Consider the following 21,275-nt stretch of genomic DNA (forward strand, 5'->3'; position numbering starts at 1 on the left):
CGCGATCGCCTGGAAAAAGGGGAACATAACGGTTCCCCGGCGATCCGGCAATCCTTTCAAGGGGCGGTCTATAGTTGGGAAAACAGAACAAGAGGGCATCGGGATGAAAATAAGCTGGTTGCTGGCGGGGAGCCTTTTTTGCCACGGGCTCTGGGCGCAGGAGCTGACCCTGACCACGGGAGAGTATCCGCCCTACTGCTCCGAGACGCTGAAATATCAGGGGCTGATCCCTCATGTGGTGAGCGAGGCATTCAAGAGTGAAGGGGTGAGCGTCAAGTTCCAGTTTCTTCCCTGGAAGCGGGCCTTTCGCTTGTCGGAGGAGGGGGGGGTGGATGGCACTGTCCACTGGTATGAGTCGAGCGAGCGGCGCAAAACCCATCTCTACAGCGATCCCATCCTGAGCGAAACCTACGTCTGGTTCTATCTCAAATCAAACCCGCTGGAATGGCGTGGCTATCAGGATCTGGCGGATCGCAAGCTGGCTGCGGTCAGTGGCTATACCTACAATGCAGATTTTTTTGCAGCCATCGCGCAGGTGCCGCTGCAGGTGCAGTTCGTCACCCGGCTGCGCCAGAGCTTTGATCTGCTGCTCTCCGGCCGCGCCGACCTGACCCTGGAGAACATAGATGTCGGCTACTACTCCCTGCGTCAGTTCTACCCGGCCAGCACGGTCGATCTCTTTGCAACCCATTCAAAACCCGTGATGAAAGTTGAAGGTCACCTGCTGATCAGTCGCAAGCGCGCCAACGCTGACGAACTGATCAAAACCTTCAATCGGGGGCTCGCCAAACTGAAAGCCAGCGGTCAGCTGGAGAAGATGTTACTTGAGTCACGTTCTGGTCTCTATGAACCATAAAGTGCAACATTTTTTGATCCTGATTCGCTAATCAGTACAAAAAAGCGGCCATTATCGACTCAGTTCCCAGTTTCTAACGCTTTCGCTTCTTCCCCATCCGGCCACCGTCCGCTTCGGCTACACGGTATCAAGCGCCATCGGGTGGGGCCTGTCACACAAAAAGAAGAAAGCAATGTATGAGCAAACAACTGGACATGACCCCATTGCCGGATCTCTCCCTGAAAACGGGAACAGGCCCGGTGCGTACCCGGCTACCCGTCTGGCGGCCGGCCCTGCCACCCTGCAATCATGCCTGCCCGGCCGGAGAAAATATCCAGGCCTGGCTCTCTTTGGCGCAGGCCGGCCGTTTTGAGGCGGCCTGGCAGACCCTGATAGAAGAGAACCCCTTGCCCGCCATTCATGGCCGGGTCTGCTATCACCCCTGCGAGAGCGCCTGCAACCGCGGTCAGGTGGATGAATCCGTCTCCATCCACGCCATCGAGCGCTTCCTCGGCGACGAGGCGCTGGCCCGTGGTTGGCAGCCTGCGCCACCTGCCCCTGCCAGCGGCAAGAAGGTGCTGGTCATAGGCGCTGGTCCCTCCGGTCTCTCCTGTGCCTGGCACCTCAACCGGCTCGGCCATCAGGTGGAGATCCGCGAAGCGGGGCCGCTGGCGGGCGGGATGCTGCGTTTCGGTATTCCCGCTTACCGTCTGCCTCGCGATGTGCTGGATCGGGAGGTGGCCCGCATCGTGGCGGCCGGGGTGACCCTGACTCTCAACCACAAGGTGGAGGATGTGCTGCGCGAGCGCGACGAGGGGGGCTTTGACGCCGTCTTTATGGCCATCGGCGCCCATCTGGCCAAGCGGGTCGATATTCCGGCCCGGGAGGCGGGCAAGATCCTCGATGCGGTGAGCTTCCTCGAGCAGGCCAGTCTGGCCGAAGAGCAGGGCTTGCTGCCACCCAAACTGGGACGACGGGTAGCGATTTATGGGGGTGGCAACACCGCCATGGATGCGGCCCGTACTGCTCGTCGCCTCGGGGTGGAAGAGGCGATGATCATCTACCGCCGCGACCGGGATCATATGCCTGCCCACGCCTTTGAAGCCGACGAGGCCGAGGAGGAGGGGATCAAGATCAACTGGCTGCGCAGCATCCGCCAGCTCGATAGCACCAATATCGAAGTGGAGGTGATGGTGCTGGATGCCGAGGGCAAGCCGGTGCCCACCGGCAAGTTTGAAACTCTCGAAGCGGACTCCCTTATTCTGGCGCTCGGTCAGGAGGTCGACCTCTCGGTGCTGGAGAGCATCCCCGGCGTGCGGGTCAACAAGGAGGGGGTCGTACAGGTGGCGGGCAACCTGATGACGGATGTGCCGGGTCTGTTTGCGGGCGGCGACATGGTGCCCTCCGAGCGCACCGTCACCATCGCCACCGGCCATGGCAAGAAGGCGGCGCGCCATATGGATGCCTGGCTGCGCGGTCGCCACTACCACAAACCGCTCTCCTACCCGCTGGTGGGGCCGGAACAGTTGCAACTCTGGTTCCAGACCCACGCGCCGGCCAGCAGTCAGCCGGTCAAACCGGCGTGGGCGCGAGATGACTTTGGCGAGATCATCGGCGGGCTGGATGAGCTGGCCGCCCGCTACGAGGCTGCGCGCTGCTACTCCTGCGGCAACTGCTTCGAGTGCGACGGCTGCTATGGCAGCTGCCCCGAGCAGGCCATCGCCAAGCTGGGGCCGGGCAAGGGGTATCAGGTGGATGCCGAGCGCTGCACCGGCTGCGGTGCCTGCCACGACCAGTGCCCTTGTCACGCCATCGAGCTGCGCCAACCGGAGGAGTCCCAATGAAACATGAACTGATCATGGTCGATGGCAACGAAGCCGCGGCCCGGGTGGCCTACCAGCTGAGCGAAGTGTGTGCCATCTACCCCATTACCCCGAGCTCGACCATGGCCGAACTGGCCGATGCCTGGGCGGCGGAGGGGCAGACCAACCTGTGGGGCAACATCCCCACAGTGGTGGAGATGCAGAGCGAAGGAGGGGCGGCCGGTACGGTACACGGCGCCCTGCAGGCGGGGGCGCTGGCCACCACCTTCACTGCCAGTCAGGGGCTGATGCTGATGCTGCCCAATATGTACAAGATCGCCGGTGAATTGACCTCGGCGGTGTTCCATGTGGCGGCCCGTTCGCTGGCGGCGCAGGGGCTGTCGATTTTTGGCGACCATCAGGATGTGATGGCGGCGCGCAGCACCGGCTTTGCCATGCTCGCCTCCGGCTCGGTGCAGGAGGCGCAGGACCTGGCCTTGGTCGCTCACAGCGTCACCCTGCAGTGCCGGGTGCCCTTTATCCACTTCTTCGACGGGTTCCGTACCTCCCACGAGGTGAACAAGATCACCGCCCTGCATCGGGATGAAATTCGCGCTCTTATCGACAACGACTGGGTGCGGGCCCACCGTGCCCGGGCGCTGAACCCGGATCATCCGGTGATGCGCGGCACCGCCCAGAACCCGGATACCTATTTCCAGTCCCGCGAGAGCGTCAACCCCTTCTACGAAGCGGTGCCGGCGCGGGTGCAGCAGTGCATGGACAATCTCGGCGAGCTCACCGGCCGCCACTACCGGCTGGTGGAGTACCACGGCGCGCCCGATGCCACCGATGTCATCGTGCTGATGGGCTCGGGGGCCGCCACCGCCCGCACCACCGTGGATTGGCTCAACCAACAGGATCGCAAGACCGGAGTGCTGGTCATTCGCCTCTATCGCCCCTTCCCGGTACAGGCGTTGCTCGATGCGCTACCCGCGAGCGTGCGGCGCATGGCGGTGCTGGATCGCACCAAGGAGCCGGGGGCGGGCGGCGAGCCGTTGCTGCTGGATGTGCAGAGCGCCCTCATCGACGGCTTGCAGCGCGGCCTTATCAAGCGGTTGCCGTGGCTCAGTGGCGGTCGCTACGGCCTCTCTTCCAAAGAGTTCACCCCCGCCATGTGCGCGGCGGTATTCGAGGAGCTGGCATCCGATGCGCCTCGCCCCCGCTTTACGGTGGGGATTGTCGATGACGTGTCGGGCCTCAGTCTGGCATGGCACCCCATAGGCGATCTGGAGCCCGCCAGCCGGGTGCGGGCGCTCTTCTTCGGCCTCGGTGCCGACGGCACTGTGGGCGCCAACAAGAACAGCATCAAGATCATCGGCGAGCTGGAGGGGTTCCACGCTCAGGGCTACTTCGTCTACGACTCCAAGAAGTCGGGCTCGCGCACCGTCTCCCACCTGCGCTTTGGCCCCGAGCCCATCGATGCCCCCTGGCTTATCGAGCAGGCGAGCTTTATCGGCTGCCACCAGTGGGGCTTTGTCGAGTCGGTAGACCTGCTGGAGCATGCTGCCGAAGGGGCGACCCTGCTGCTCAATGCTCCCTATGAGCCTGACCGGGTCTGGGCCGAGCTGCCCGAGCGGCTGCGTGCCCGCATCCGCGCCCTCGATATCCGCCTCTACTGCATCGATGGGGATCGGGTGGCCGAGCGCAACGGCATGGGCAATCGCATCAACACCATCATGCAGACCTGCTTCTTCGCGTTGGCTGGCATCTTGCCGCGGGATGAGGCGATTGCGCTGATCAAGGAGAGCATCGAGAAGAGCTATGCCCGCAAGGGGCCCGAGGTGGTCGAGCGCAACTTCGCGGCGGTGGACGACACCCTGGCCCATCTCCATCAGGTGGCCATCCCGGCCGGTGAAGAGCAGATCAGCGACTATCCGCTGCCACTGGCACCGGGTGGCAGCGAGTTTGTGCAGCGGGTTACTGGCGAGATGCTGGCGGGGCGCGGCGATCTTATTCCGGTCTCCATGCTGCCGGTGGATGGCACTTACCCCACTGCCACCAGCCGCTTCGAGAAGCGGGATATCGCCCGCGAGATCCCGATTTGGCATTCGGATATCTGCATCCAGTGCGGCAACTGCGTTTTTGTCTGCCCCCACGCGGCGCTGCGGGCCAAGTTCTACCATCAGGACTGGCTGGCGACCGCCCCCGAGGCAGCGCAGTCGGTGCCCGTCACCGCCAAGGGCTTCCCCGACAGCCGCTACACCTTGCAGCTCTACCCGGAAGATTGCACCGGTTGTGGCCAGTGCGTGCAGGCTTGTCCGGTGCGGGCCGGAGCGGATGAGAGCCATGAAGGCGAGCGCGCCATCGCCATGATGGACAAGGCCCCCCATCTGGCTGGTCAGAAGCAGGCACTGCGCTGGTTCGAGAGCCTGCCGTGGCCTGCCCGCGAGCGGGTGGATTTCTCCACGGTGCGCGGCACCCAGTTCCTCGAACCCCTGTTCGAGTTCTCCGGTGCCTGCGCCGGCTGTGGCGAGACCCCCTATCTCAAGCTGCTGACCCAGCTGTTTGGCGATCGCATGCTGGTGGCCAACGCCACCGGTTGCTCCTCCATCTACGGCGGCAACCTGCCGACTACGCCATGGGCCAAGAATGGTGAAGGGAAGGGGCCGGCCTGGTCGAACTCCCTGTTTGAGGACAACGCAGAGTTTGGCTTTGGTTTTCGTCTCACCGCCGATCAGCATCACGGTCAGGCGGTGGCGGCCCTTGAAGCGATGAAGGGGGAGCTGGGCGCCGAGCTGGTCGATACCCTGATTAGCGCCCCGCAGCGGCTGGAGTCGGAGATCCGCGCCCAGCGCACCCGGGTCGCGCAAGTGCGGGAGCGGCTGGGAGAGGTGAAATCCGGCAAGGCTCGCGAGCTGCTGTCACTCATCGATCAGTTGGTGCGCCGCTCGGTCTGGATCATCGGCGGCGATGGCTGGGCCTATGACATCGGCTCATCGGGGCTCGATCATGTGCTCGCCTCCGGCCGCGATGTGAACGTGCTGGTGATGGATACCGAGGTCTACTCCAACACCGGCGGCCAGATGTCGAAATCGACCCCGCTCGGCGCCGTCGCCAAGTTTGCGGCGGGGGGCAAGACGCTGGCCAAGAAGGATGTGGCGCTGCAGGCCATCTCCTACGGCAACGTCTATGTTGCCCGCATCGCCTTTGGTGCCAACCCGCAGCAGGCGCTGCAAGCCTTGCGTGAGGCGGAGGCCTATCCGGGCCCGTCGCTTATCATCGCCTACAGCCACTGTATCGCCCACGGCATCGATATGGAGTTTGGCCTGACCCAGCAGAAACGCGCCGTGGCCTCCGGTCACTGGCCGCTGATGCGCTACAACCCGGTATTGCGCAGTGCGGGGCAGAACCCCTTCAGCCTCGACAGCCTGCGTCCCTCCATCCCCCTCGCTGAATACCGGCAGGAGGAGACCCGTTATCGGGTGCTGGCCCAGAGCCATCCGGAGGAGGCGCAGCGGCTGATGCAGGTGGCGCAAAAAGTGGCGTGGCAGAAGTGGGCCACCTACGAGGAGATGGCCACCCGCGAAGCCAGCCATTTCCATCCGCCGGTGTGAGAATGGGGGGAAATCAGTATGAAGAAGCGGGCCGGTGGCCCGCTTTTTGTGTGTATAAAAAGTGAGTTCTCTGTTGAGTAAACATATATATTTTTCCGAAATAAAATTTTAGTTTCATGTAGAGAGACATCAGTGATAGCGTATTGATAAAAATGAAATTTATGGATAATCTACGTGCAAGTAAAATTAAAGGAAACCTGAAAAGTGAGCAAGTATATGGAGGGTGTCGAAAAGGTTTATTCGTTATCGAATCAACCGTGGATGAAACATATGGACAGAATTCAATCGATTCTAAATCCTGCATGGATGAAGGAACTTGAACGTATTAATGCTATTCAAAAGTCGATTCTTAGGCCTGAAGTTGCACAGCTTTATCAAACCATAAATACATACAGCTCTAATCTGACTTGGTTGGATGGATTTTCCCAATTGGGAATACAAAAACACTTGAGGTCTATTGAGCGAAATTTTCCAGCGTTCAATAATTTCCCGCACCTCCCTAACGAGTTTATTTTGACATTAAACTTGTTAAAACAACATCTGGCTTTGGTTCAAAGTATTGATTTTGATGCTTGCTCAACCGAATCAGTTGAATATGAAGATATCTCTGATATTTCCAGTGTATTATCTGAGGTAAACGAAACACTTAGGGAAAGTAATTTATCTCTAAATTCATTATTAGAGGCATTTCAGAAACTTCCGGTTGTTTTTAGATTTATCATACTGTTGTTTATAACTGAAGTAATGATTCCGATAAGTCTTGATATATATGTTAAACCTGCTATTGAAGAGTTTCTTAGGAACAATGATGAATCTCGCAGGGTTCAGTCTAATACGATTAAAAAAATCCCTAAAAGTATTGGTGTAGATGTGACATCTCTAAACAGATTTATTAGCGGAGATGAGGTTAGATTGAGAGCTTCACCATCTATAAAATCAGAGGTAATTACGACTCTAAATTTTGGGCAATCTGTATACGTTATTGAAAAGAATCGTAGTTGGGTAAAAGTTGCAATACCTCAAAAACAAGGTGAAGCGTTAGAAGGCTGGGTGTTTACTGAATATACAAAACGCTTTAATAAATAGCACTAGCTAGCTGTACAAGATATGGTCATTCTATTGATGGTAAAGTGTTCCTTTGCCGATATTGCCACATAAATATATGTTATTGATGAATGACAATAGAATGGTGTGACAGCAAAAGTGATTTGGTGAAATATCCAAATAACAAATATTACTTACTCAACAATATTTATCTATTAGCAGGTCAAAGCTTTCTTTTTATGCCAAGGCAGGTAAGCTGCGAGGCAAATAGCGTCAAGCAGGAGAAGGGACGATGACAGAACAACATATCGCCGGGACGATCGGCATTCTGGGGGCGGGGTGGCTGGGGCTGCCGCTGGCGCGAGCCCTGTTGGCGGCTGGCAAGCAGGTGGTGGTGACGGTCAGCAGCGCCGAAAAAGCGGCCCGTTTGCAGGGGGAGGGGATCGCTGCCCATCCGCTGACGATTTCTGCCCATATGTCGGATGCGTGGCCCATCCCCTGCGAATCGTTGGTTATCTGCGTACCGCCCAGCAAGACCGATGACTATCCGCAGGCGGTGGCAAAGGCCTGCACGTTGGCCAAAGCGAGCGGCACCCGGCGGGTGCTGTTTGTCAGCGCCACCTCGGTATGGGGCGCAGGGCAGCAGGAGGGGGAAGAACCCCAACCCCGCCATGCCCGTGGTGAGCGGATGCTGGCGGCGGAGCAGGCGGTGCTGGCGGCCGGTTTCGAGACGGTGATGATAGTGCGCCCCTCCGGCCTTTATGGCCCGGATCGCCATCCCGGCCGTTTCCTTGCGGGCAAGACCCTGGATGGTGGCGCCCAGTCGGTCAATCTGGTCCATCTGGACGATGTAGTGGCGGCTTGCATGCTGCTGCTGGAGCGAGGCAAGGACGGGGATGTTTTCAACCTGAGCGCACCGGTGCATCCGCGTCGCGAGCAGTTCTACCCCTTTGCGGCGCGCCAGCAGGGGCTGCCCGTGCCGGTCTTTATCGAGCCTGCCGGTGAATTTCAGCCCATCGACGGTCAGCTGATCTGCCAGCAGATGGGATTCAACTATCGCTGGCCCGATCCGGCCCACTGGTTTGCCGAGCTCGCCGCCTCGGGCAATTGAGGTTTGCCAAGGGGGTGATCGCCCCCTATCATGCCGCCATCCATGAGAGAGAGGCGGTAATGATGGTAGATACAAAACGTCACCCCGATGGGGAGTTGTTGCTGAGAACCCTGGCAATGCCAGCCGATACCAACCCCAATGGCGACATCTTTGGTGGCTGGATCATGTCCCAGATGGATATAGGTGGGGGCATTATGGCCAAGGAGCTGGCAAAAGGACGTATTTGTACCGTATCCGTCGAAGGCATGACCTTCCACAGTCCGGTCAAGGTGGGCGATGTGGTCTGCTGCTACGGCCGCTGCATGAAGATTGGCCGCAGCTCCATGAAGCTCAAGCTGGAGGTGTGGGTCAAGCCGGTACTGCGGGAAAACGATGCCCAGCGTTACTGTGTGACCGAGGGGATCTTCACCTATGTCGCCATCGACGAACAGGGCAAATCCCGCCCGGTTCCGGTGAGTGCCTGATTAAATCAGCCGGGCATTGATGATGGATATTTCCTGCTCAAGCCCGGTTTTTTGCCGTATCATGCGTTCCAGCATCTCTTCCGAGCCCACATATTGCAGGGTGTCGAACAGGCAGAGATCGCATTGAGGGTCCCGTCTTATCTGATAGACGGTGGACAGCTCCACTTGATGACAATTTCCTTGTTGATCATAAAACGTCACGTTGTACCGAAGTTCTTTCGCCATGAGACAAGGTCCTTCTGGTTGGGTGGAACAGGGATTATCAGCTTAGTCGGCGTGGATGACGTTTGTGATGGTCGCAACAAAAAGCAAAGGCGGGCGGTTGTTAGCCAATGAAAAATAGTTATCGCATTCTTGGCACCTCCCTGCTGACCCTGGGGTTGGTAGGCTGTTTTGAGGTGCCGGATCAGAACCATCTGGTCACAGCTCAAGGGATTGTGCCGGGACTCGACTGCCAGCGTCCGCCGCTGGTAGCGTTGGCGACCACGGCGCTGCCCCGTGAATTCGGGGTGACGGTGTGGAATCTCTACAAGGGCCAGCGCAAGAACTGGCGTGAAGGGATGGACAGTTACGCCAAGGGGCAGGATCTGGTGCTGCTGCAAGAGTCGGCCACCCGTCCCGATATGCTCGACTGGCTGCGCGCCGATGATTTCCAGTGGCAACAGCTGCAAGCCTTCACCCAGGGCGGCGTGTCGTTCGGGGTGATGACGGTGGCCAAGACCCCGCAGGCGTTCGTCTGTGGCGTGCGCTCCCCCGAGCCCTTGCTGCGCATCCCCAAATCCGGGTTGGTGAGCCTCTATCCGCTGCAGGGCGATCCTGACGGCGTGATGGTCATCAATATCCATGCGGTCAATTTCGAGCTGGGGATGGCTACCTTTCGCGAGCAGCTCAATGATCTGACCGCGCTGGTGCGCCGCCATCAGGGGCCGGTTATTCTGGCCGGTGATTTCAACACCTGGAGCGACAAGCGCCAGTTCTGGTTAAGCAAATTGGTGGACGAGCTGGGTCTGCAAGAGGCCGTGCCGGTGCCTGACCTGCGCCGTACCGCCTTCGGTCGCCCGCTGGATCACCTCTACTACCGCAATCTGGATCTGGTCGAGGTGAGTTCACCGGCCACCGACAGTTCGGATCACAACCCCATCATTGCGCGCTTTGTCGCCCAGTCTGTGACTCCCTGATCGGGGATGATGTGTGCGTGTTGCCCATAAAAAATCCGGCGCCTGATGGCGCCGGATTTTTTATACGCTCTGGCGGTCAACCCGCTCGGGATGACCCGCAGGAATTACTGGTAGAGACCCAGATTCGCTTTGGCGTAGGCTTCGAAATCGGTGCAGCCACCGATGTGCTGCTCGTCCAGGAAGATCTGCGGCACGGTATTGACCGGCTTGCCGGCGCTTTTGGCCAGATCTTCTTTGGTGATGCCTTCGGCATGGATATCCACGTATCGGAATTTGAAGTCATCGCGCTGTTCGGTCAGCTGCTCGGCGATCTGTACGGCACGGACACAGTAGGGGCAACCCGGGCGACCAAAAATCACTGCAAACATATTTTCTCTCCGTTTTTTAAGCCGTTTTTGTATGGCCGTTGATATGAGGCAGGCAACAGCATAGCCCTGCCTCGTGGCGACTTGAAGCCGAAATTATCGATACCCTGATTCGAGTGGGCCTATTGGCTCAGCTCTCATCGGCGATCTGGATCGGCTGCTGCTGATAGATGCTCTCCAGCACCCCCTTCTCGAATACGGTCCAGGGCCACGGCGCCTTGCTGGCACGGTAGCGCTCATGGGTGGCCGGATCTTGGGACAGGCCGCGCTGGAACATCACGAACGCCTTGCGCTGGCCGCCTGCCGTGTCGATGAAGCCCACCAGATTGGAGGTGCCGGTGATGGTACCTGTCTTGGCGTGCACCTTGTTCTTCATCATGGGGGCGGTGACACTGCGCCGCCACGCCAGGGTGCCATCCACCTGGGAGCTTGGCAGCAGCTTGATCAGGCCAAGTTCGGCATCATTTTTCTGGATGAAGTTGAGCACCGACATCATCTGACGGGCGCTGATGAGATTGTGAGCGGAGAGACCGGAGCCATCTGCCAGGGTGGCATTGCCCAGATCGATGCCGTTCTTGGTCAGGATGGCGCGCACTGCCATGGTGCCGCTGCGATAGCTGCCCGGCTTGTTGTAGTAGTGACGGCCCACGGTTTTGAGGAAAGTATCGGCATAGAGGTTGTCCGATTTCTTCAGCATCTTGGCGAGCATCACCGGCAGGGAGACCGAGTAGTGGGTGCCGAGGGTCTCAGCCCCTTCAGGGGCCTTGTGGGTGACCCGCAGCAGGCCATCATGCTTGATACCGGCACGGTTCATCGCCCAGCGGATGTTGTCCCAACCCCAGGCTTCCACATCGTGAATGGCGAAACGCAGTCCCTGCGGCTCCTTGTTCGGGGTGATACAGCCCTTGAGTTCGTAGAAGTTGCCCTTGGCCATGTCCACTTCCAGTGCGCAGAACTGGCGCGCCATGTCGCCGTAGCTCATCACCTCCACGTTGTCGGCACCGATGCCGATGGGGACGCCGGTAGCTACATTGCCCACCGCCGGTTTGCCAATCTGGGTGGCAGTGATGGTGCCGTAGGCGCAGTTCTTGTCGATGATGACCGAGGAGACGGGAGCGGCGAAGCAGAGGGTTTGATCCCCCCACGACCAGCCGTTGCCGCGCTCGTAGCCGTTGTAGGCGCCGGTGTTGACGTAGACGTTGCCCTTGATGCTGGTGACGCCGAGCTGTTTGAACAGGGCCAGCAGGTCCATGCGGGAGAGGGTGGGGTCGCCGACGAAGTTGATCCAGATATCGCCGTTGATGGTGTCACCCTGTTTGGCTCCGGGTTGGGCCTGAATGTCAGTGGCGAAGCGGAAGTCGGCACCCAGCTCGAGGCGGGCCGCCAGCGCGGTGAGCACCTTCATGGTGGAGGCGGGGGCGATCATCTGATCCGCGTGGCGGGCGAACTCGACGCCGTTATTGCCCTGCACCATGATGGCGTACTGGCCACCCTGAGGGGGCGTCAGCGGGGCGGCATGAGCCGCCATAGAAGAAAAGAGAGCACAAAAACCAATCAACAGCCGCTGCATAACATCCTCTAACGTGACGAAGGGCCCGGCAGTGGTGCCGACCCTGATAATTCAACCAGCCGATGCAGGATCGACGGGATAACGCAATTCATGCCATGTATGCCGGTCGCCATCATGCCAGCGAGTTGGCGGTACGATAGCGACCCTCATAATCAAAAATTTTCTCTTTTATCTGCCAGAAGCGACCCGATTTGCGGGCGATGACAAAATCCGGATGACGGAACTGGCTTTGCGCGGCCAGCACGCTCGCCAGGGTGGCAAATTCGGGCTCCAGCCCCGGGGCGGGCCAATGATGACGCACAAAGTGCTGTTGAAACAAGCGTCGTGCGCCCAGTGAGTGAAATCCGAAGTATTCGCTGAGGGTTAATCCATCCTCATCGTGATAGGTTACCTCCAGCCGCTCCCCCTGTTTGCCGCGCCCTGCGGTGAGGGTGAGACCGGCGCAGCGGATCACCATGCAATCCTTGAGATTGAGCGCCTTTTTGAGCTTGTCGTCAGGGTCCACCAGCAGCTGATCGCAGCTCTGGCAGCGGCGGGCGGCGATGTCGTTCTCCGCGCCACAGCCGGGGCAGATCTTGGCGCGAAAGCGGTAGTCACACTCTTCACGGTTGCCCTCGTCATCTTCGAACAGCCCCTGACAGCGGCGGCCGTAGTGCTCGATCACCTTGCCATCCTCGTCGGTCTTGCCCCAGAAGGTGTTGGCAAAACCGCAGGCGGGGCAGGGTACTTGTACCGGCTCGGTACCGGCGTGGGGGCGAGGCTCCCCCACTTCGGGGGCGAACAGGTTGAAGTTGTTGCCCGCATAGTCGAGCACCAGACAATCGGTCTTGCCCGGCGAGAGGCGCAGGCCCCGCCCGACGATCTGCTGATAGAGCGAGACCGACTCGGTAGGTCTGAGCATCACGATAAGATCGACATGGGGGGCGTCGAAGCCGGTGGTGAGCACCGCCACGTTGACCAGAAACTTGAGCTCGCGCGCCTTAAAGGCGTTGATGAGGGCATCGCGCTCCGGTCCCGGTGTCTCGCCGGTGATAAGAGCCGCCAGCTGGCCTCTGGCGCCAAGCAGACCGTGAATTTCACGGGCGTGCTCGACGGTGGCGGCGAAGATCATCACCCCCTGCCGGTCGGCGGCATACTCCAGCACCTGGCTCAGGATATGGGGGGTAACCCGCTCCTGACGCTTGAGCTCGCCGTTGAGATCTGCCTCGCTGAAGAGGCCGTTCTCCCGCGCCACCAGCTTGCTGAAGTCGTAGTGGACTATGGGGGCATCCACCATGCGCGGCGGCGTCAGGTAGCCGTTTTTGACCATAAAGCGCAGTGGCAGCTCGAACACGCAGTCGCCAAACAGCCGCTCGCCGTGGCTTTTGACCATGCCGTGGTAGTGGCGCCGGTAGATCCAGCCCAGCCCGAGCCGATAGGGGGTGGCGGTGAGGCCGAGGATCTTGAGGGCCGGATTGGCGGCCTTGAGGTGGTCGATCACCTGATGGTACTGGCTGTCATCATCGAGCGAGACCCGATGGCACTCGTCGATGATCAGCAGCGAAAACGCCCCGTCGAATGCATCCAGATTGCGGGCAACCGACTGCACCGAGCCAAACACCACCTGGGCGCTCGCCTCCTTGCGATCCAGACCGGCGGCGAAGATGTCTGCCTTGAGCTCCCACGCCTCGTACTTGGCGTGGTTCTGCTCCACCAGCTCCTTGACGTGGGCCAGCACCAGCACCCGACCGCGTGCCTTGCGGGCCAGCTCGGCGATCACCAGACTCTTGCCAGCCCCGGTGGGCAGCACAACCACGGCGGGATCCGGGTGTTTGCGAAAGTGGTTGATCACGGCGTTGACGGCGTCTGTCTGATAGGGTCTGAGAACGAACATGAGGGCGTGGCGTTTTGGCATGGTACGGCGCAGGGTGGCGCCATTATAGGGTGCTTGCCGCCACAAAAACAGCGGGCCGACATGATGCCGGCCCGTTGAATAGATTGTGTGCTTAGTGGAAGGGGAAGAGGTAGTTCATCCAGCTTGCCATGCGCAGCAGCACTTTGCGCATTACAGAAACATGGTGGAAATACTCGGTATAGACAGCGGCTTGCCCGCTGGCACCGGCAATCACCTGATACTTGGCCCACTCGGGGTCGGTGATGGAGATGAGCACCGGCATGCGGCCCGGGCGGATAGCGCTGGTCTGATCCAGCAGCATAGCGTTGGCCTGCACGTTACCGGCGGCAATGGCCGGGATCACGGCGGTCACCTTGCCCTTGAAGATCTTGCCGGGAATACCGTCGATCACCACTTCGGCCTCATCACCCACCGCCAGACGCTGCATGCTGTTCTGCCAGAACCAGCCAACATAGGCAGTCTCATCTTTATGGATGAAGGTCATCACCGGACGGTACATAAACGGGGTGGCGATCATGCCTGGACGCAGGGCAAGCTGCACCACATGGCCATCGCTCGGGGCATAGACCACGGTCTGGGCCAGCTGGTATTTGGCTTCATCGAGCTGGGCCTGCAGATCTTCCAGCGTGGCGCGTTGCTGATCCATCTGGGCGGCGATCTCGTCTACGCTCGCCTGAGTCACGTCGAGGTCACGCTGCTTGCCCACGCCACGGCGCATCAGGTCGCTGGCGCGATCTCTGTCCAGTTTGGCGGAGCGTAGTCTGGCGTCAATGGACTTGAGTTGATCCTTGTTGGCATCAAGTCGGGCGCTCAGGCTCTCCACTTTCAGTCTGAAAGGCTCGTCATCGAGGCGAAACAGCACATCGCCCTTCTTCACCGGCTGGTTGGCTTGCACCGGCACCTCGACTACCCGGCCCTTGACCAGCGGCACTATGGGGGTGGAGAGGTAGTAGTTGCGCGCCATCTCGGAGTAGGGGTGGTTGTAGTTCATCAGCATGATGAGGGTGCCGATGAGCACCACACCACCCAGCGCGGCAGTCGGAACAGTCCACTTGTTGAGCGGGATGCGGAAGATTTTGAAAATGGCTACACAGAGTGCCGTATAGGTCAGGATCAGTAGCAGGTCCATGATTTATCCCTGTTGCTCTTGCTGTTCGATATGGTTGAGGCGGCCCTTCAGCTCAGCCAGCTCTTCTCTGAGGGCCGCGATATCATCTTCATCTTTTTGCAGGCGCTGGTTAAAGCCCCAGCCGCGATCGGGGCGATAGATGGTTGCCCAGATCCAGAGGAAAGGCCACAACACATGCAGGGTGAAGAGACTGACCCAGCCGGCAACATGGATGGCATCCTGATGGGGATGATTGCGATGTTTGGCGATTTCGTAAGGAATATCGTGGATCACGATGATTCCGTAGAAGATGACCAGCGCGACAAAGACGAGCAGGCCAAGGGCAAAGTAATCAAGGAACATGTATAACCTCCACTGGCTTTAAGCACAGCTTTATCATTGATTCATATATTCGGGAAAGCAATTTAAAATCACATATTTATCGTCAGGTCGCACGGAATCTTAAGGGCTTGTGCTGTATAGGAGCTTAAGGGAATAACGAGTTGTTTTATTGGTTTTTTTGTCAATTAAAAAGGGGCCTTTTGGCCCCTTTTTTACCACCTCAAGTCAGACATCACCCTTCACTTGGATTGCTAACCAGTGGTTGGCGGAACTTCATCAGGAAGGCCACGGTAATGGCCGCCGTTGCAGTCAGGCCGATGATGGTGGAGGTCCCCATCTCCAGCCCGAACCCGATGGGGGCGTTGGCCAGATAGGTAATCACGACAGCAGTCATGAACATGGCGGGAATGGTGCAGATCCAGTGCAGCTTGCCCTCTTTAATGAGGTAGGCGGCAGCGGCCCACAGCATGATGACGGCGGTGGTCTGGTTGGCCCAGCCGAAGTAGCGCCAGATCACCCCGAATTCAGCCTTGGAGATGATGAAGCCAAGGATAAACATGGGGATGGCGATCAGCAGACGCTTGGCCAGCGGCTTCTGGGTCATCTTCAGGAAGTCCGCCACGATCAGGCGAGCACTGCGAAACGCGGTGTCACCGGAGGTGATGGGCAGGATCACCACGCCGAGGATGGCCAGAATGCCGCCCACGGTGCCGAGCAGGCTGGTGGAGACTTCGTGTACCACGGCTGCCGGGCCGCCGTTGGCCATAGTAGCGTTGAGCGCTTCGGTGCTGTCGTAGAAGGAGAGACCCAGGGTGCACCAGATCAGGGCGATGATCCCTTCACCGATCATTGCACCGTAGAAGATGAAACGGCCGGATTTTTCGTTCTGCATGCAGCGCGCCATCAGTGGTGACTGGGTGGCGTGGAAGCCTGATACCGCGCCACAGGCGATGGTGATGAACAGCAGCGGCCAGAGCGGCAGCTCGGTCGGGTGCAGGTTGGAGAAATCCATCCCGGTGTTGTAGAAGCCTTTGCCGGAGGCGATCAGGCCAACGATGAGGCCGACCGACATGAAGACCAGCAGGGCGCCGAAGATGGGGTAGAAGCGGCCGATGATCTTGTCGATGGGGACTATGGTCGCGAGGATGTAGTAAGCAAAAATCGCCACAATCCAGTAGACCAGATCGGTGGAGGTGAGGTTGGCGAGCAGCCCTGCCGGGCTCAGCACGAATACCACGCCCACCAGCATCAGCAGCACCACGGCAAACAGGTTCATGAAGTGCTTGGCGGCGGTGCCCAGATGCTCACCGACCACGGTTGGCACCGAGGCACCCTTGGCGCGCACCGACAGCATGCCGGAGAAGTAGTCATGTACCGCACCGGCGAAGATGCAGCCAAAGACGATCCAGAGCATGGCGACCGGGCCGTAGAGGGCACCCAGGATGGGGCCGAAGATGGGGCCGACGCCAGCGATGTTGAGCAGTTGAACCAGATAGACTTTCTTGTCCGACATCGGGACATAGTCCACCCCGTCAGCCATGGTGATGGCGGGGGTTTTCAGCTCGGGTTTCGGGCTGAATATCCGTTCGATGAATTTGCCGTATATGAAGTAGCCGGCCACAAGTAAGCCGACACAGAGGAAGAACCAGATCATTGCTACGCTCCTGCATTGTTATTTTTTAGTGTGCAGAGCGAGTCTAAAACGGTTGCGCCTGACTGGCAGGTGAAACTCCCCGAGCGGCGCTTTGGCGCGCCGAGCGGTCGGCGGCTGTGATCAGGCGCACACTCCGCGGCTCAGTCCAGCCCCAGCTGATCTTTGAGCTCCTTGAGATAGCGACGACTGACTGGCACCCGGGCGCCGCTCGGGGTGACAATCTCTGCCAGCTGGTTATCCAGCAGCCGGATCTCGAAGATGGCGTTGGGGGAGACCAGATACTGGCGGTGACAACGCAGCAGCGGGCTCTTTTCTTCCAGCGATTTGAGGGTGAGCTGGGTGTGGAACAGCTCGCCCTGACAGGCCACATGGACCCCGCCCAGATCGGAGAAGGCATACTCCACCTGCGCGATGGGCAGCAGCCTGACCCGATTGTGCAGATAGCCCGGAATGTGTTCGATGGTGGGGGCCAGCCGCTCGATGGGCTGCGGGGAGATATCCTGCTTGAGGCGAGCGAGAGTCTTGGCGAGCCGGGCGGGCTCCACCGGCTTGAGCAGGTAGTCGAAGGCGTTCTCTTCAAAAGCCTGAATTGCATATTCGTCAAAGGCGGTGACAAAGACGATGCGGGGCAGGGGGTCGAGCATGGCGACCAGCTCCATGCCGCTCAGCTTGGGCATCTGGATATCGAGGAACACCACATCAGGCTTGAGGCGCTGAATAAGCGGCAGCGCCTCGATGGCATTGGCCGCTTCCCCCACGATCTCGATGGCGGGATCGCAGGCCAGCTGCTGCCTCAGCTCTTCGCGGGCGTAGTGTTCGTCATCGACAATCAGGGTGCGGATCATGGTTGCTCCTTGGGGATGGTGAACGAGACCCGGGTCCACTGCTCCGGCTCGCAGGCAATAGTCACGCCATAGCGCTCGCCAAAGGCGCTTTTCAGTCGCCGGTCGACGATGGTCATGCCCAGACCGTCGCCAGCGGGGTGCGCTTGCCAGGTGCCTGCATTGTCCTCCACGTGGATAGTGACGCTGGTGGGATGCTCATCAGTCCAGAGGCGAATGCGCCCTTGCTCTAGCAGGGTCGAGATGCCGTGCTTGATGGCATTCTCGATCAGCGGTTGCAGAGTGAAGCTGGGCAGTCGCAGTGTGGCCAGATGGGGCGGGATTTCGTTTATCACCGTCAGCCGATCGCCAAAACGGGCCAGCTCGATCTCCAGATAGGATTGGCAGTGCTCCTGCTCCTCCTGCAGGGTCGCAAGGCCGCTCTGGCGTTTGAGATTTTTGCGAAAGAACAGCGACAGGTGCAGCAGCAGATCCCGCGCCTTGTCCGGATCGCGCCGGGTGATGGCACTGATGGTGTTGAGGGTGTTGAACAGAAAGTGGGGGTTGATCTGGGCCTGGATAAGTTTCAGTTCGGACTGTACCAGCAGCCGCTGATGTTGCTCCAGCCGACCGGCCAGCAACTGCTGTGACAGCAGGTTGGCAATCCCTTCCCCCAGGGTGTGGTTGATCTTGAGAAACAGCCGCTTCTTCGGCTCGTAGAGCTTGATGGTGCCGATCACTCCTTTATCCCCCTGCAGCGGGATCACCAGCACCGAACCCAGCTGGCATGCGGAGGAGAGGCTGCAGCGATAGGGTTGACTGTTGCCATCGGCAAACAGCACCTTGTTCTGGGCGATGGCCTGCATGGTGATGGCTGACGCAATGGGGGTACCCGGCAGATGGTGATCTTCGCCGGTGCCGATAAAGGCGAGGATCTGCTCGGTGTCCGTGATGGCGACCGCCCCCACGCCGGTCTCCTCCTGAATGATGCGGGCAATCTTGTTGCTCGCCTGTGGGGTAAAGCCCTGACTCATGATCCCCACTGTGCGGTTGGCGATATTGAGCGCCTTGGCGGAGAAGACCCGGGAGAACTTCTCATACATCCGCTGCTGGTCGCGGATCATGCTGATAAAGAGCGCCGCGCCGCAGGAGTTGGCCAGAATCATCGGGGTGGCGATGGTGCGCACCAGCAGCAGGGATTTGTCGAACGGGGTCGCCACCAGCAGGATGATCACCATCTGCATGATCTCGGCATAGAGGGTGGTAAAGAAGGCGATGCGTGGTTCAAACAGGGCATCCGTTCGCCCCGAGCGCATCAGTCGCCAGTGCACTATGCCCCCGAGCAACCCCTCGCAGGTTGTGGAGATAGCGCAGGCGAGATCGGTAAATCCCCCCAGCGTATAACGGTGCAGGCCGCCGGTCAGCCCCACCAGAAAGCCCACCAGCGGTCCCCCCAATAATCCCCCCAAGACGGCGCCGACAGCCCGGGTGTTGGCGATGGCATCGTCGATATCGAGGCCTACATAGGTGCCGAGGATACAAAAGCTGGAAAAGATGATGTATATCAGTATCTTGTGAGGTAGTCTCACTGAATAGTTGGCAAGCGGGCGCAGCAGCGGGCTTTTCGAGAAGAGATAGGCGATCACCAAGCTGACGCTCATCTGTTGCAGCAAGGAGAGGACCAACTGCATAAAAAACGCTCCTCATAAGCCAGCTGAAAAAATAGCCAGCCCGTGAATAAGTGTGATCAGGATCTTGTTCTGTTGGCCCAACTGGGCGCAACGGGCCGTCAGTTTGCCAGAACAAGTGGATAAAACCATATTAAATCAGCATGTTAAATTGATATTTGTGTAAGCGGCAGCGGGTTGATATTGATGGATGGAGCATGAATGTATCCGCTGGATACGCCACACGGAGGTGGCATGCTCCGCCCGGCCCCTTGGCTGGGCGTTTTTTATACATGGTCAGTTGGCAACCTTCTGATGGGGGTTTGAGCAATTATTCCGGTTTGTCCAATGAGTTATCCCCAGCTTCTGGGGATAACTCAGAATGCAAAGTAGTAGCAGAAGCGGCGGGTCAGGTTGAAGAACTGCCGTTGTCCCTCATCCAGCTCTTCCTGTTTGATAAATGCAGTGATGGTGCGTTCATCTTCCCGCAGATCGATCATGGCGACGGCTTCTGGCCGCTGGGCCTTGATATAGGGCAGGATCTTCGGCTTGAGAGGCATGGTGGGTTCGGTAGAGAGCACCAGCGCAATGCTCTCGTCCGAGAGTTTCACCAATGATCCCGGCGGATAGACCCCCAGCACCTTGACAAGCAACTTGACCAGATTCTGGTCGAATTTCTTCTGGGATAACTTGTAGAGCTGGCTGATGGCCTGACTCGGCGCGGCCGGGTTGCCGCTGTTGCGGGGATGGAGCAGCTCGTCGTAGAAGTCGACCAGCCCGATCAATCGCGCCAGCGGCGGGATCTCCCCGCCCTTGATCCCGAGCGGATACCCGCTGCCATCGAGTCGTTCGTGGTGCAGATGGGCGACCTGACGGATTTTCGGTTCAAAGGCGTTGAGCTGGGTCAGCATCTCTAGCCCGTACTGGGGATGCATATTGAGGAAGTTCTGCTCGGCCTTGTTGAGATCCCCCCGTTTTTGGGTGATCTGGCTCGGGATTTTCAGTTCGCCGATGTCGTGGATAAGTCCCGCAAGTCCCGTCTCCTCAATCTCGATGGGGTTCATGCCGAGTTCGCGGGCCATCAGCATGGCGATAAAGGCGACGTTGAGGCTGTGCTGCAACAGGATATCTGTATGGGGGCTGCGAATAAGGTGGAGCCCGAGAGGCCCTTCATGCTGACTGAGGGTGAAGGCGGCATTACGGACGATCTGGGCGGTGTTGGCCAGCCCTTCATCCGGTTTGAGGTTCAGAGCCCCGAGTGCATCGCGCAGCTCGCTCATGGATTGGCCAAAGGCTTTGTCGGCGGCGCGCATGGAGCGGCGAAAGGCCTTTTCGTCAAAGGGGGGCGGGCCCGAGGCAATCAGCTCTTCCAGCTCATCAAGATCAGGCCCGGCATCCGGGATATCGCCGCGCAGCAGCGGCTCGATGGGCAGATCGCTCTTGTCGGGGTCGACCATCAGCAGGGTGAGATCAAGATGACGGAGAATGTCGAGTTGCTGCTGATCCTTGATCTTGAAGGTATTGAACATAAACGGGTGGTTAGTCCATCCCGTGGGAAGATGGATATAGTGGCCTACTCTCAATTGCTCTATCGAGGCTTGGATCAGTGCCATCGGTTAACCTGCATTTCGTGAATGCCTACTCAACAAGCTAGCAAAATCCGATGGATAGACAACTAAAAATCCATTTCGGGGCCACGGAGCGCCCCGTGCTGTGATGGGGCGCACGAGCGCCGTGCTTCTCCTCTTAATTCGCGCTTAAGTTTTACTTCCTACGCTGGCCCCGTCGTTTTTGTTGGCTTGGCCG

Annotated in this window: 17 protein-coding genes; 7 read left to right on the forward strand and 10 right to left on the reverse strand. The window is 59.0% G+C overall.

Going from position 1 to position 21,275, the window contains the following annotated elements:
• The first annotated feature begins 103 nt into the window (after positions 1 to 103).
• The 6 genes from AB5Y71_RS15335 (at position 104) to yciA (ending at position 8,870) form a co-directional block, all read left to right on the forward strand.
• Positions 104 to 856: a substrate-binding periplasmic protein gene (locus tag AB5Y71_RS15335; RefSeq protein WP_368171949.1), complete on the forward strand. Its 753-nt coding sequence runs from the start codon at positions 104 to 106 to the stop codon at positions 854 to 856.
• Between the two features lie 176 nt (positions 857 to 1,032).
• Positions 1,033 to 2,679, forward strand: coding sequence for an NAD(P)-binding protein (locus tag AB5Y71_RS15340; protein ID WP_058058037.1), 1,647 nt, complete (start codon positions 1,033 to 1,035; stop codon positions 2,677 to 2,679).
• Positions 2,676 to 6,251, forward strand: a complete 3,576-nt coding sequence (gene nifJ, locus AB5Y71_RS15345) for a pyruvate:ferredoxin (flavodoxin) oxidoreductase (protein ID WP_368171950.1) — start codon at positions 2,676 to 2,678, stop codon at positions 6,249 to 6,251. Before AB5Y71_RS15340 ends, nifJ begins: the two co-directional genes overlap by 4 nt.
• 204 nt (positions 6,252 to 6,455) lie before the next feature.
• Entirely contained in the window at positions 6,456 to 7,337 is an 882-nt protein-coding gene (locus tag AB5Y71_RS15350) for an SH3 domain-containing protein (protein WP_368171951.1), read from the forward strand.
• 250 nt (positions 7,338 to 7,587) lie between these two features.
• Positions 7,588 to 8,406 (forward strand): NAD-dependent epimerase/dehydratase family protein, encoded by an 819-nt coding sequence (locus tag AB5Y71_RS15355; protein ID WP_368171952.1) that lies wholly within the window; start codon positions 7,588 to 7,590, stop codon positions 8,404 to 8,406.
• A gap of 59 nt (positions 8,407 to 8,465) precedes the next feature.
• On the forward strand, positions 8,466 to 8,870 hold the full coding sequence (yciA, locus tag AB5Y71_RS15360; RefSeq protein WP_005337875.1) for an acyl-CoA thioester hydrolase YciA: 405 nt from the start codon (positions 8,466 to 8,468) through the stop codon (positions 8,868 to 8,870).
• Here yciA and AB5Y71_RS15365 read toward each other — a convergent pair whose 3' ends face one another.
• Positions 8,871 to 9,095 carry a hypothetical protein gene (locus AB5Y71_RS15365; RefSeq protein WP_005344394.1) on the reverse strand — a complete coding sequence of 75 codons (225 nt, stop codon included), beginning with the start codon at positions 9,093 to 9,095 and terminating at the stop codon, positions 8,871 to 8,873.
• A 107-nt stretch (positions 9,096 to 9,202) separates the two neighbouring features.
• Between AB5Y71_RS15365 and AB5Y71_RS15370 the strand changes: the two genes are divergently transcribed.
• The gene (locus AB5Y71_RS15370) at positions 9,203 to 10,048 is read left to right on the forward strand and encodes an endonuclease/exonuclease/phosphatase family protein (RefSeq protein ID WP_368171953.1); all 846 of its coding nucleotides are present in this window, start codon (positions 9,203 to 9,205) and stop codon (positions 10,046 to 10,048) included.
• Positions 10,049 to 10,152: 104 nt separating this feature from the next.
• Here AB5Y71_RS15370 and AB5Y71_RS15375 read toward each other — a convergent pair whose 3' ends face one another.
• The 9 genes from AB5Y71_RS15375 to AB5Y71_RS15415 form a co-directional block, all read right to left on the reverse strand.
• On the reverse strand, positions 10,153 to 10,449 hold the full coding sequence (locus tag AB5Y71_RS15375; RefSeq protein ID WP_224970215.1) for a GrxA family glutaredoxin: 297 nt from the start codon (positions 10,447 to 10,449) through the stop codon (positions 10,153 to 10,155).
• Positions 10,450 to 10,543: 94 nt separating this feature from the next.
• Positions 10,544 to 11,983 carry a D-alanyl-D-alanine carboxypeptidase/D-alanyl-D-alanine-endopeptidase gene (gene dacB / locus AB5Y71_RS15380; RefSeq protein WP_236268496.1) on the reverse strand — a complete coding sequence of 480 codons (1,440 nt, stop codon included), beginning with the start codon at positions 11,981 to 11,983 and terminating at the stop codon, positions 10,544 to 10,546.
• 112 nt (positions 11,984 to 12,095) lie between these two features.
• Positions 12,096 to 13,856 (reverse strand): DEAD/DEAH box helicase, encoded by a 1,761-nt coding sequence (locus tag AB5Y71_RS15385; RefSeq protein WP_368171954.1) that lies wholly within the window; start codon positions 13,854 to 13,856, stop codon positions 12,096 to 12,098.
• Positions 13,857 to 13,968: 112 nt separating this feature from the next.
• Entirely contained in the window at positions 13,969 to 15,006 is a 1,038-nt protein-coding gene (locus AB5Y71_RS15390; RefSeq protein ID WP_019445440.1) for an HlyD family secretion protein, read from the reverse strand.
• A gap of 3 nt (positions 15,007 to 15,009) precedes the next feature.
• Complete coding sequence (locus tag AB5Y71_RS15395) at positions 15,010 to 15,348, reverse strand: DUF3302 domain-containing protein (RefSeq protein WP_005344404.1); 339 nt, start codon at positions 15,346 to 15,348, stop codon at positions 15,010 to 15,012.
• A 211-nt stretch (positions 15,349 to 15,559) separates the two neighbouring features.
• Entirely contained in the window at positions 15,560 to 16,981 is a 1,422-nt protein-coding gene (locus AB5Y71_RS15400) for a carbon starvation protein A (protein WP_019445441.1), read from the reverse strand.
• Between the two features lie 140 nt (positions 16,982 to 17,121).
• Positions 17,122 to 17,826, reverse strand: a complete 705-nt coding sequence (gene btsR / locus AB5Y71_RS15405; protein ID WP_005350523.1) for a two-component system response regulator BtsR — start codon at positions 17,824 to 17,826, stop codon at positions 17,122 to 17,124.
• Complete coding sequence (locus tag AB5Y71_RS15410; RefSeq protein WP_244774272.1) at positions 17,823 to 19,493, reverse strand: sensor histidine kinase; 1,671 nt, start codon at positions 19,491 to 19,493, stop codon at positions 17,823 to 17,825. Before AB5Y71_RS15410 ends, btsR begins: the two co-directional genes overlap by 4 nt.
• A gap of 353 nt (positions 19,494 to 19,846) precedes the next feature.
• On the reverse strand, positions 19,847 to 21,082 hold the full coding sequence (locus tag AB5Y71_RS15415; RefSeq protein ID WP_040066103.1) for an HD-GYP domain-containing protein: 1,236 nt from the start codon (positions 21,080 to 21,082) through the stop codon (positions 19,847 to 19,849).
• Positions 21,083 to 21,275: the final 193 nt, after the last annotated feature.

The organism is Aeromonas sp. R9-2 (assembly GCF_040908025.1).
GTDB lineage: Bacteria > Pseudomonadota > Gammaproteobacteria > Enterobacterales > Aeromonadaceae > Aeromonas > Aeromonas veronii.